The organism is Streptococcus oralis, from assembly GCF_026782285.1.
In the GTDB taxonomy this organism is placed as follows: Bacteria; Bacillota; Bacilli; order Lactobacillales; family Streptococcaceae; genus Streptococcus; species Streptococcus oralis_CG.
In genome coordinates, this window is sequence record NZ_JAKUWG010000004.1 from 1 (window position 1) to 13382 (window position 13382).

At 44.0% G+C, this 13382-nt stretch carries 3 protein-coding genes and 1 pseudogene; 2 read left to right on the top strand and 2 right to left on the bottom strand.

From position 1 onward, the window contains the following. Nucleotides 1-99: 99 nt before the first annotated feature. Both MK403_RS04300 and MK403_RS04305 read right to left on the bottom strand, forming a co-directional pair. Nucleotides 100-1425: pseudogene (locus tag MK403_RS04300) on the bottom strand (transposase). 310 nt (nt 1426-1735) lie between these two features. After that, nucleotides 1736-5452 (bottom strand): pullulanase, encoded by a 3717-nt coding sequence (locus tag MK403_RS04305; RefSeq protein WP_268709056.1) that lies wholly within the window; start codon nt 5450-5452, stop codon nt 1736-1738. Nucleotides 5453-5894: 442 nt separating this feature from the next. Between MK403_RS04305 and rpoB the strand changes: the two genes are divergently transcribed. Next, on the top strand, nt 5895-9497 hold the full coding sequence (gene rpoB, locus MK403_RS04310) for a DNA-directed RNA polymerase subunit beta (protein WP_268709057.1): 3603 nt from the start codon (nt 5895-5897) through the stop codon (nt 9495-9497). Nucleotides 9498-9529: 32 nt separating this feature from the next. After that, entirely contained in the window at nt 9530-13195 is a 3666-nt protein-coding gene (rpoC, locus tag MK403_RS04315; RefSeq protein ID WP_268709058.1) for a DNA-directed RNA polymerase subunit beta', read from the top strand. Nucleotides 13196-13382 lie beyond the last annotated feature (187 nt).

Genomic DNA, 13382 nt, shown 5'->3' on the forward strand with positions numbered 1-13382 from the left:
CAGGTTCGAATCCTGTCTTCCCGATTGATTTATTGACTAAGATACTTAAGTGAGTATCTTTTTTTGGTTCTTTGTCAACTGTAGTGGATTACCAAAAAGTCATACCCTGGAGAGGACTAGATCAGTCCTCTCCTTTTTGATATTCAAAGCGACGAGAATTCTAGTTTTAAAATTGTCAAAGTTCCGAAAACCAAAGGCATTTCGTTTGATGAGTTTAATGAGATGATTGGTTGCTTCTAGTTTGGCTTTGGAATAGAGTGATTCAAGGGCGGTGATAATCTTGTCTTTATGCTTAAGAAAGGTTCTAAAGACAGTTTGAAAAAGGGGATGAATCTGCTTTAGATTGTCCTCAATGAGCCCGAGAAATTTCTTTGGTTCCTTATTCTGAAAGTGAAAAAGCAAGGGCTGATAGAGATTATAGTGGTGTTTCAAGTCTTCTGAATAGCTCAAAAGCTTTTCTAGAATCTCTTTATTAGTTAAGTGTATACGAAAAGTAGGTCGATAAAATTGCTTATCGCTGAGTTTACGGTTATCCTGTTGAATGAGCTTCCAGTAACGTTTGATAGCCTTGTATTCATGGGATTTTCGTTCAAATTGATTCATGATTTGGATACGCACACGACTCATGGCACGGCTAAGATGTTGTACAATGTGAAAACGATCTAGAACGATTTTAGCATTTGGGAGTGAAACAGTCTGGGAGACTGTTTCAGCCTGAGCCTAGAAATTCGAAAGCGAAGTCGTTTAGCCAAGTCATAGTAAGGACTAAACATATCCATAGTAATAATTTTACCTGACAGCGAATAGCTCTATCGTAGCGCAGAAAGTGATTTCGGATGATAGTTTGTGTCCTGCCTTCAAGGACAGTGATGATATTGAGCTTGTCAAAATCTTGCGCAATGAAACTCATCTTCATCTCCCGATTGAAACAGTCACTCCCCTGACTGTTTCAACATCCCAAGACATAATCTCTGGAAGACGAGAAAAATCATGTTTAAAACGGAAGTCATTGAACTTTCGGAGAACAGTTGAAGTTGAAATGGCCAGCTGATGAGCAATATCGGTCATAGACGTCTTTTCAATCAACTTTTGAGCAATTTTTTGGTTGATAATACGAGGGATTTGATGATTTTTCTTGACGAGGGAAGTCTCAGCGACCATCATTTTCGAACACTGATAGCACTTAAAACGACGCTTTTTAAGGAGAATTCTAGTAGGCATACCAGTCGTTTCAAGGTAAGGAATCTTAGAAGGTTTTTGAACGTCATATTTCTTCATTTGACTTCCGCAATCAGGACAAGATGGGGCGTCATAGTCCAGTTTAGCGATGATTTCCTTGTGTGTATCCATATTGATGATATCTACAATCTTGATGTTTGGGTCTTTGATATCGAGTAGTTTTGTGATAAAATGTAATGGTTCCATATGATTCTTTCTAATGATGGTTTGGTCGCTTTTCATTATAGGTCATATGGGACTTTTTTTCTACAACAAAATAGGCTCCATAATATCCATAGGGGATTTACCCACTACAAATATTATAGAGCCTGCAAACAACATCCCATGACTAGAAGATTCTTCTAATCATGGGGTGTTTTCTCTATAGGAGGGCTAGGTTATACTCTTCGAAAATCTCTTTAAACCACGTCAGCTTCGCCTTATCTACAACCTCAAAGCTGTGCTTTGAGCAGCCTGCGGCTAGCTTTCTAGTTTACTCTTTGATTTTCATTGAGTATTAGTTCTTTTTCTTGTTTTTCATCAACCATCCAAGTCCGAGAAGAGCAAGGATGCTGAATCCAGCAAGAGCAAGGAGGGATTTGCTCTCAGTTCCTGTGTTTGGAAGGAGGTTCTGAGAGTGAGCCTCTGTAGCAGTTTCTTGAGTTTCAGGATTGGCTGCTAGGTTTTGGATTTGGCCATGTTCTGGTTCAACTTCCAAGCTAGAAAGATCAAATTCTGGTTTTTCTTCCACAGCTGGAGCGACAATGGCACCACCTTGAGATAAGCGGAGAACGACAGCAGTGAGAGCGTTCAATTTCAAGCCTTTTTCAGTCCATTCGAGACCTTGAGGGTTGGCAATTCCTACGGATCCTGCTTGGTTTTCATCAGCCAAAACTTCGGCCTTTCTTAAGTGAGCAAATGCAGTTCCCAAGTTGAATTCTCGAGCCTTACTATCCGCATTGACAAAGACTGCGTAGACATCTCCATTTGGAGCGGTGATTTGGTAGCCGATGACCACGTCTTCTTTTTCAACACCATTTTGGCCTGGGACAGTAATGAGTTGGACGCGTTCTTTGATATCTTGTAGATTCTTGAGGCGGAAGGCGTCTGTAGATTGACGAAGAGCGATCAGACCTTTCATGTAGTCACGGCTCTTGACATTTTCAGGATATGCTTTGCCATCTGTAGCCTTGGTCCAGTCAAACTTGTTGACAGCATCACTAGAGTCGTAAGAGTCATGGATAAAGTAAGGATAGACAAATGGCTTGCCGTCCTTGTCACGTAACAAGTGAGATTTGTTTGGGACCTTATCGTCTGGAACAGGAGTCTTGTAGGCTGGGTCTAGGAATTGTTTGGTACGTCCGTATTCCTGACCAGAGTGGATAAACGGAGTTCCTTGAGCAGTCAATACCATGAGGTTTCCAAGTCGCAAACGACGATGGATCTCAGCGTAGTTTTCAGCCTTGCTTGGATCTTTTTTGATAGACTGAGCAATAATGTCAAAGAGGGTCAAGTTATCATGGGCCGCGATATACTGGATAACATCTCCAGGATTGTCAGCCTCAAAGTTTGTTGGTTGGGCAATGAGATTTTTAAAGATAGTATTGATATCGCGTTTGCCACCTGTGATAAAGGCCGGTTGACCTTCGTTTGGATAGCCAGACTTGAGGTTGTTACGGATGTCGTCTGAAAAGACAGCGACAGTATCTGTTTTCTTCATCCAATCTTGGTCAGCAGGTTGTACAGGCGCATTTTCATCACCAGTATAGGTTCTCCAGCCTTCACCTAGCATGATAAGATTTGGATTGAGGGCGCGTGCAGCCTTGTATGCTTCTTCGATTGAAGCCGCATCGTGGTCACCCATCATATCGAAGCGGAAACCATCCACTTTGTAGGTTTCAACCAGATACTTGATAGAGTCTACCAAGACACGTTTAGACATGTAGTGGGTTGTTCCCAAACGGCCGCCTCCAAAGTTAGTACGGGGTGTTCCATCAGCATCCATAAAGTGATAGTAGTTTGGCTCAATATCTTCAAAAATATCAACATTGGCAGTATGGTTGTAGACCACGTCCAAGATAGCCCCCATGCCACGTTTATGGATTTCGTTGATGAGATTTTTGAATTCGGCAATACGTTTTTCTGGATCCTTAGGATTGCTTGAGTACATACCAGTCAAGGAGAAGTAGTTTTGAGGGTCATATCCCCAGTTGTAGTTGCTGTTGCTTGAAGCGTAGGCAGACAAACGCTCATGGTTTTTCAATTCATTGACAAAGTAGTAAGACAAGACTGGAAGGAGTTGGATATGAGTCACACCCAAGTCTTTGAGATAGTCTAGTTTTTCGATAAAGGCTTCAAAGGTACCAAATGGTTTGGTCAAGTTTTTTGCGATGGCAGGATCCGAAGTGAAGTCACGCACATGAGCTTCATAGATGACGGCATCTTCACGCGATTTGAAGTTGCGAATCTTCCCATAGGTCAAGTCTTGCGGACCTAACTTCGCTGGATCGACAAAGGCAGCCTTAGCAACTTTATGGGCAGCGTCTGTTTTTGCAAGATCGCTGTTCCAAGCTGCTAACGATTTAGCATAAGGGTCAAGAACGAGAACAGTTTTACCTTGACGCTCGATTTGGTAGTGGTAGTAGTAGCCAGTATAGTTGCTGATACCGAGACCAGAGTTTGCATCCAGAGTTTGTTTCCAGGTTCCTTTTTCTCCTTTTTCAAGGGCGACAGTTCCGACTACCTTTTCAGGGTCTTTCTTGTCATAGACAACAACGGAAACCTTATCAGCACTTGGAGACCAGAGGGTGAGGTCAACACGCTTGCCATCTTCTTTCAGAGTTGCGCCGAGTGGACCATCGTAACTGTAGGATTCATCCTTGAGGCGCCAGCTTGAACGTGTCGTAAAGCGGTCTGAATTGTAGCTGACAGTGTACGGGTGTTGAGTGTCAGAGAAGTCGCCGATGTAGGTCACTTTTTTACCTGCCTCATCCACTTCCACGTCTGTGATAGCTACTTTATTCCCTTGGTAATCAGTGATGCTGGAGTGTTTGAGGATATCGTCTTTCTTAGCTCCAACTAGGGTAGAAAAACTGCTTTCGATACGGGATTTAGCCACGTGTTGAGCACCAGTCATGCGGATATCGTGCACATAGTAGGGGTTGGTGTAGATGGTTTCGTCATCATCTTTGAGGAAGATTTGACTATGATTTTTTAAATCTGTAAATTTGTAATCCTCTTTTCGGATTTTCACATCATCGCCTTTCTTGCTTTCGTCTAGTAATAAAAATCCAAATTCTCTCGCAGCTTCATTGAGTGGGATATCAATGTAACGGCCATATTTTCCAGTTGCGGTAAAGTCAGTACCGTCAGGCCATTCTCCACTGCTTGGGTTTTTGACATCGCCCCAATACCAGAGGGATTTTTTGTCATAGTTGCCATCGGTGCGATAGTAGTTGACACGAATAGTTCCTGCTGGTTGAGGGCGGTAGTTGTATACCTTGTAGTTTTCGTCTAGCCAGGCCTCATTCATTTTTGGAGAGAGGCGCTCTACCGAACGGTCCCCCGTCAGGTTATCCCCCTTGGTATTGTTGATAAGGAAGCTGACTTTCTTAGCTTGCTCATTTTTGAGTTTGACATCTAGGTAATAGCCGTAGTCATCTTGCTTGGCATCCTTGAAGGACTTGGCTCCATTGGGCCAGTTTTCAGACGGCTTTTCAACATCGTCCCAAGTCCAAAGACCTTGAGAATCTTTGTTTTCTTCAGGGAGTTTTTTTACATGGATGCGGAAGTGGTTGTCTGCGATGGGTTCTTCAGAAGATGTGTCTGCTTGTGGTTTTTGATCTGAAGTTGGCGTCGAAGTGCTGACATCTACATTCTCTTCCTTGCTGTTAGCCTGGCTTGTAGTAGCATCTTCTGTTTTAGGTGTTTCTGGTGCTGTAGTAGTTTCCGCAGCTGGAGCTTCTTTTTTAGCGTTAAGGGAAGCGTTTGCATTCTTTTGTTCAGAAATAGGCGTTTCCGTTTGAGTTTGACTAATTTCAGTCTCAGTAGGGGCCTTGGTCACAGCGCTGGTATTTTTCTGAGTTTGAGGAAGGTTTTCGTTGGCCGAAATAGTTGGCATTGCAGCAGAAAGCAAGACAATGCTGGCACCAATAAGGACAGAACCAGTTCCGTTTTTCAAAGAACGGATACCGTAAATCATTTTTTTCTCAGTTTGAGATGGGATCTTTTTCATCACAATTCTCCTTGTGTAGTTGTTCCTTATCAGTATAGCACGAGGTAAACATTAGTGCAAGCGTTTTCCTAGTTTTTGAGAGAAAATATAATGCTTCATTCTCTTGAAATTTTAAAATAATATATAGGAAAAGATTGTTTAAAAAATAGTAAAAAAACCTTGAAAAATCTGGCTAAATAGGGTACAATATAAATAATCATTTGTCGTCGGTTTTGTCTGAAATATTGTCCAGACAAGGCTCACAGCAGTTAAATCTTCTGAAAAAGTCAGATTTAGCTGCTCTTTTTGTGCTTTTTTTCAGGTTTTCGAGTGCTTGTAACAAAGATTTAAAGATTCTGAAAATTCATCAAAGGGACATGGTGATAGGGGTTTTTAAAACCATATGACGATTAGAAAAGCCTGATTGATAAGGCTTGGAATTTATTTACAAAGGAGAATCATCTTGGCAGGACATGACGTTCAATACGGGAAACATCGTACCCGTCGTAGTTTTTCAAGAATCAAAGAAGTTCTTGACTTACCAAATTTGATTGAAATTCAAACGGATTCATTCAAGGATTTCCTAGACCACGGTCTCAAGGAAGTTTTTGAAGATGTATTGCCAATTTCAAACTTCACAGACACAATGGAGTTAGAATTTGTTGGCTATGAAATCAAGGAACCAAAATACACGCTCGAAGAAGCACGTATCCACGATGCTAGCTACTCAGCACCAATTTTTGTAACCTTCCGCTTGATTAATAAAGAAACAGGCGAAATCAAGACTCAAGAAGTCTTCTTTGGTGATTTCCCAATCATGACCGAAATGGGTACTTTCATCATCAATGGTGGTGAACGTATTATCGTTTCTCAGTTGGTCCGCTCACCAGGTGTTTACTTTAATGACAAAGTAGACAAGAACGGTAAAGTAGGCTACGGTTCAACTGTCATTCCTAACCGTGGGGCTTGGTTGGAACTTGAAAGCGACTCAAAAGACATCGCCTATACTCGTATTGACCGTACTCGTAAGATTCCATTTACGACCTTGGTTCGTGCGCTTGGTTTCTCAGGTGATGATGAAATCTTTGATATCTTTGGTGATAGCGAATTGGTTCGCAATACTGTTGAAAAAGATATCCACAAGAATCCAATGGACTCTCGTACAGACGAGGCCTTGAAAGAAATCTACGAACGGCTTCGTCCAGGTGAGCCTAAGACTGCTGAAAGCTCACGTAGCTTGCTTGTCGCACGTTTCTTCGATCCACGCCGCTACGATTTGGCAGCTGTTGGTCGTTACAAGATCAATAAAAAACTCAACATCAAAACACGCTTGCTTAACCAAACCATTGCGGAGCCATTGGTAGACCCTGAAACTGGTGAAATCTTGGTAGAAGCTGGTACCGTTATGACTCGTAGCGTGATTGAAAGTATCGAGAGTCACTTGGATGGCGACTTGAACAAGATCGTTTATATTCCAAACGATGCAGCTGTTCTGACAGAACCTGTTGTCCTTCAAAAATTCAAGGTTGTTGCCCCAACAGACCCAGACCGTGTTGTAACCATCATCGGAAATGCCAATCCAGACGACAAGGTTCGTGTTGTAACTCCTGCAGATATCCTTGCAGAGATGAGCTACTTCCTCAACTTGGCGGAAGGTATCGGCCGTGTGGATGATATCGACCACCTTGGAAACCGTCGTATCCGTGCAGTTGGTGAATTGCTTGCTAACCAAGTACGTCTTGGACTTTCTCGTATGGAACGTAATGTCCGTGAACGTATGTCTGTTCAGGACAATGAAGTTTTAACACCACAACAAATCATCAATATCCGTCCTGTAACAGCTGCGGTTAAAGAATTCTTTGGTTCATCACAGTTGTCACAGTTCATGGACCAACACAACCCGCTTTCTGAGTTGTCTCACAAACGCCGTTTGTCAGCCTTAGGGCCTGGTGGTTTGACACGTGACCGTGCTGGATATGAAGTACGTGACGTGCACTACACTCACTATGGTCGTATGTGTCCAATCGAGACACCTGAAGGACCTAACATCGGTTTGATCAATAACTTGTCATCATACGGACACTTGAACAAGTATGGATTTGTTCAAACACCATACCGTAAGGTTGACCGTGAAACAGGAGTTGTTACCAATGAAATCGTTTGGTTGACAGCCGATGAAGAAGATGAATTTACTGTAGCGCAGGCTAACTCTCGCCTCAACGAAGACGGTACTTTTGCTGAGAAAGTTGTCATGGGACGTCACCAAGGGGTCAACCAAGAGTATCCAGCAGAAGTGGTTGACTACATGGACGTATCACCAAAACAGGTAGTTGCCGTTGCGACAGCATGTATTCCTTTCTTGGAAAACGATGACTCTAACCGTGCCCTCATGGGTGCCAACATGCAACGTCAGGCTGTGCCTTTGATTGATCCAAAAGCACCTTACGTTGGTACTGGTATGGAATACCAAGCAGCTCATGACTCTGGTGCTGCTGTTATTGCTCAGTATGATGGTAAAGTTACATACGCAGATGCTGACAAGGTAGAAGTACGCCGTGAAGATGGTTCATTGGACGTTTACCACATCCAAAAATTCCGTCGTTCAAACTCAGGTACTGCTTATAACCAACGTACACTTGTTAAAGTTGGCGATGTCGTTGAAAAAGGCGACTTTATCGCTGACGGACCTTCTATGGAAAAAGGGGAAATGGCGCTTGGACAAAACCCAATCGTTGCCTACATGACTTGGGAAGGTTACAACTTCGAAGATGCCGTTATCATGAGCGAACGCCTGGTCAAAGACGATGTCTACACATCTGTCCACCTCGAAGAATACGAATCAGAAACGCGCGATACAAAGCTTGGGCCTGAAGAAATTACTCGTGAGATTCCAAACGTTGGGGAAGATGCCCTTAAAAACCTTGACGAAATGGGGATTATCCGTATCGGTGCTGAGGTTAAAGAAGGCGATATCCTTGTAGGTAAAGTAACGCCTAAAGGTGAAAAAGATCTTTCAGCTGAAGAACGCCTCTTGCACGCTATCTTCGGAGACAAGTCTCGTGAGGTGCGTGATACTTCTCTTCGTGTACCACACGGTGCCGATGGTGTCGTTCGTGATGTTAAGATCTTTACACGTGCAAATGGAGATGAGTTGCAATCAGGCGTTAACATGCTGGTTCGCGTCTACATCGCTCAAAAACGTAAGATCAAGGTCGGAGATAAGATGGCCGGACGTCACGGAAACAAAGGGGTTGTCTCTCGTATCGTTCCTGTAGAAGACATGCCTTACCTTCCAGATGGAACTCCAGTCGATATCATGTTGAACCCACTTGGGGTGCCATCACGTATGAATATCGGTCAGGTTATGGAGCTTCACCTTGGTATGGCAGCTCGTACTCTTGGTATCCACATCGCAACGCCAGTCTTTGACGGAGCAAGTTCTGAAGACCTTTGGTCAACCGTTAAAGAAGCAGGGATGGATAGCGATGCTAAGACAATCCTTTACGATGGACGTACAGGTGAGCCGTTTGACAACCGTGTATCAGTTGGTGTCATGTACATGATCAAACTCCACCACATGGTTGACGATAAATTGCACGCGCGTTCAGTCGGACCATACTCAACCGTTACCCAACAACCACTCGGAGGTAAAGCTCAGTTTGGTGGACAACGTTTCGGTGAGATGGAGGTTTGGGCTCTTGAAGCCTACGGTGCGTCAAATGTCCTTCAAGAAATCTTGACCTACAAGTCTGACGATATCAACGGACGTTTGAAAGCTTATGAAGCTATCACAAAAGGAAAACCAATTCCAAAACCAGGTGTCCCAGAATCCTTCCGAGTTCTTGTAAAAGAATTGCAATCTCTTGGTCTTGACATGCGTGTCCTTGACGAAGATGATCAAGAAGTGGAACTTCGTGACTTGGATGAAGGAATGGACGAAGATGTCATCCACGTAGATGACCTTGAAAAAGCCCGCGAAAAAGCAGCCCAAGATGCAAAAGCAGCATTTGAAGCTGAAGAAACTGCAAAAGCGGAAGCAACAGAAGAAGCTGCTGACCAAGAATAAGCAGTTCACTTAGAATAGAAAGGGAAGAAATAGTGGTTGATGTAAATCGTTTTAAAAGTATGCAAATCACCCTAGCTTCTCCAAGCAAAGTCCGTTCATGGTCTTATGGAGAAGTCAAAAAACCTGAAACAATCAATTACCGTACGTTGAAACCAGAACGTGAAGGACTCTTTGATGAAGTCATTTTTGGTCCTACGAAAGACTGGGAATGTGCTTGTGGTAAGTACAAACGCATTCGCTACAGAGGGATTGTTTGTGACCGTTGTGGGGTTGAAGTAACGCGTACAAAAGTTCGTCGTGAGCGTATGGGGCACATCGAGTTGAAAGCTCCTGTATCTCACATCTGGTACTTTAAGGGGATTCCAAGCCGTATGGGCTTGACCCTTGATATGAGTCCTCGTGCCCTCGAGGAAGTTATCTACTTTGCGGCTTATGTGGTGATTGATCCGAAGGATACACCACTTGAGCACAAATCTATCATGACAGAGCGCGAATACCGTGAGCGCTTGCGTGAGTACGGTTATGGATCATTCGTTGCCAAAATGGGTGCCGAAGCTATCCAAGACCTTTTGAAACAAGTAGATCTTGAAAAAGAAATTGCCGAACTCAAAGAAGAGTTGAAAACAGCTACTGGACAAAAACGTGTCAAAGCTATCCGTCGTTTGGATGTTTTGGATGCCTTTTACAAGTCTGGAAATAAACCTGAATGGATGATTCTCAACATTCTTCCAGTTATTCCACCAGATCTTCGTCCAATGTTGCAGTTGGATGGTGGTCGTTTTGCCTCATCTGACTTGAATGACCTTTACCGTCGTGTTATCAACCGTAACAACCGTTTGGCTCGCTTGCTTGAGTTGAATGCACCAGGTATCATCGTTCAAAATGAGAAGCGTATGCTTCAAGAAGCGGTTGACGCTTTGATTGACAACGGTCGTCGTGGTCGTCCGATCACAGGACCAGGTAGCCGTCCTCTTAAATCATTGAGCCACATGCTTAAAGGGAAACAAGGACGCTTCCGTCAAAATTTGCTCGGTAAACGTGTTGACTTCTCAGGACGTTCCGTTATCGCCGTTGGTCCAACTCTTAAGATGTACCAATGTGGTGTGCCACGTGAAATGGCGATTGAGCTCTTTAAACCATTTGTCATGCGTGAAATCGTTGCCCGCGACATCGTGCAAAACGTCAAAGCAGCTAAACGCTTGGTGGAACGTGGAGATGAACGTATCTGGGATATCCTTGAAGAAGTAATCAAAGAGCACCCAGTACTTTTGAACCGCGCACCGACCCTTCACCGTTTGGGTATCCAAGCCTTCGAGCCAGTCTTGATTGATGGTAAGGCCCTTCGCTTGCACCCACTTGTCTGTGAAGCCTACAATGCCGACTTTGACGGGGACCAAATGGCCATCCACGTACCGCTTTCAGAAGAAGCCCAAGCAGAAGCTCGTATCTTGATGTTGGCTGCTGAGCATATCTTGAACCCTAAAGATGGTAAACCAGTTGTTACTCCATCTCAGGACATGGTTTTGGGTAACTACTACTTGACTATGGAAGAAGCTGGTCGTGAAGGTGAAGGAATGGTCTTCAAAGACCGTGACGAAGCTGTTATGGCTTACCGTAATGGTTATGTTCACCTCCATTCACGTGTAGGTATTGCAACTGACAGCCTCAACAAACCATGGACAGAGGAGCAAAAACACAAGGTCTTGCTGACAACAGTTGGTAAAATCCTCTTCAACGACATCATGCCAGAGGGTCTACCTTACTTGCAAGAACCAAATAATGCGAACTTGACAGAAGGACTCCCAGCTAAGTACTTCTTGCCACTAGGTGGCGATATCAAGGAAGCCATTCGCAACCTTGAACTCAATCCTCCATTCAAGAAGAAAAACCTTGGGAATATCATCGCTGAAATCTTCAAACGTTTCCGTACGACAGAAACTTCTGCCCTACTTGACCGCATGAAGAACCTCGGTTACCATCACTCAACTCTTGCAGGTTTGACAGTAGGTATCGCCGATATCCCAGTCGTTGATGACAAGACTGAAATCATCGAAGAATCACACAAACGTGTAGAACAAATCACCAAACAATTCCGTCGTGGTATGATTACGGACGATGAGCGCTACAACGCTGTTACAGCTGAATGGCGTGCTGCCCGTGAAAAATTGGAGAAACGTTTGGTTGCCAACCAAGATCCTAAGAACCCAATCGTTATGATGATGGACTCTGGAGCCCGTGGTAACATCTCAAACTTCTCACAGCTTGCCGGTATGCGTGGTCTGATGGCGGCTCCGAACGGACGTATCATGGAATTGCCAATCCTTTCAAACTTCCGCGAAGGTTTGTCAGTACTCGAAATGTTCTTCTCAACTCACGGTGCTCGTAAAGGTATGACCGATACGGCCCTTAAGACAGCCGACTCAGGTTACTTGACTCGTCGTTTGGTTGACGTTGCCCAAGACGTTATCATCCGTGAGGATGACTGTGGAACAGACCGTGGTCTCTTGATCCGCTCTATCGCAGAAGGGAAAGAGATGATCGAGTCTCTCGAAGAGCGTCTCAATGGTCGTTACACTAAGAAAACTGTTAAACACCCAGAAACTGGTGCGGTTATCATCGGTCCAAATGAGTTGATTACAGAAGACAAGGCGCGTGAAATTGTTAATGCTGGCGTGGAAGAAGTTACTATCCGTTCGGTATTTACATGTAACACTCGTCATGGTGTCTGCCGTCACTGTTACGGTATCAACTTGGCGACAGGTGATGCGGTTGAAGTTGGTGAAGCAGTTGGTACAATTGCTGCCCAATCTATCGGGGAACCTGGTACACAGCTTACAATGCGTACCTTCCACACGGGTGGGGTTGCCTCAAATACCGATATCACTCAGGGTCTTCCTCGTGTCCAAGAAATCTTTGAAGCCCGCAATCCTAAAGGGGAAGCGGTCATCACTGAAGTCAAGGGTGAGGTTACAGCCATCGAAGAAGATGCTTCAACTCGTACCAAGAAAGTCTTTGTTAAGGGTGAAACTGGCGAAGGTGAGTACGTGGTTCCATTTACAGCACGTATGCGTGTCGAAGTTGGAGACCAAGTCTCTCGTGGTGCAGCATTGACAGAAGGTTCTATCCAACCAAAACGTCTCCTTGCTGTTCGTGATGTCTTGTCAGTTGAAACTTACCTTCTCGGTGAAGTACAAAAAGTTTACCGGAGCCAAGGGGTAGAAATCGGTGACAAACACATCGAGGTAATGGTTCGTCAAATGATCCGTAAAGTTCGTGTCATGGATCCAGGTGACACAGACCTTCTTATGGGTACTCTCATGGATATCAACGACTTTACAGATGCCAACAAGGATGTTCTTATCGCAGGTGGAGTTCCAGCGACAGGTCGTCCAGTCCTTATGGGAATCACCAAAGCCTCACTTGAAACCAACAGTTTCTTGTCAGCGGCTTCCTTCCAGGAAACAACTCGTGTCCTTACAGATGCAGCCATCCGTGGTAAGAAAGATCATCTCCTTGGACTCAAGGAAAATGTTATCATCGGTAAGATCATCCCAGCAGGTACTGGTATGGCTCGCTACCGTAACCTTGAACCACAGGCTATCAATGAAGCATCATATCTGGCTCCAGAACAAGAAGAGACAGAAAATGCTCCAGTAGACGAAACTGTGGAAATAAAAGTTGAAGAAACAGTAGAATAAAAGCAAACGAGAGAACCTTTGGGTTCTCTTTTGTTTTACACTTCTGTCTATTGGGGTTAGGTGAGCACGAAGCAATATCTCTCAAATCGCTTCAACTATTTTTCATTTTGTCAGTTGAGCGTCAAAATTGGACATTTGAGAAGAGAGGGGAATTTTTATCTTTCTCGCAGAGTATAATCATGTATAC

Coding starts and splice junctions, on each gene's coding strand:
- MK403_RS04305 (WP_268709056.1), bottom strand. CDS start 5,452: ATGAAAAAGATCCCATCTCAAACTGAGAAAAAAATGATTTACGGTATC.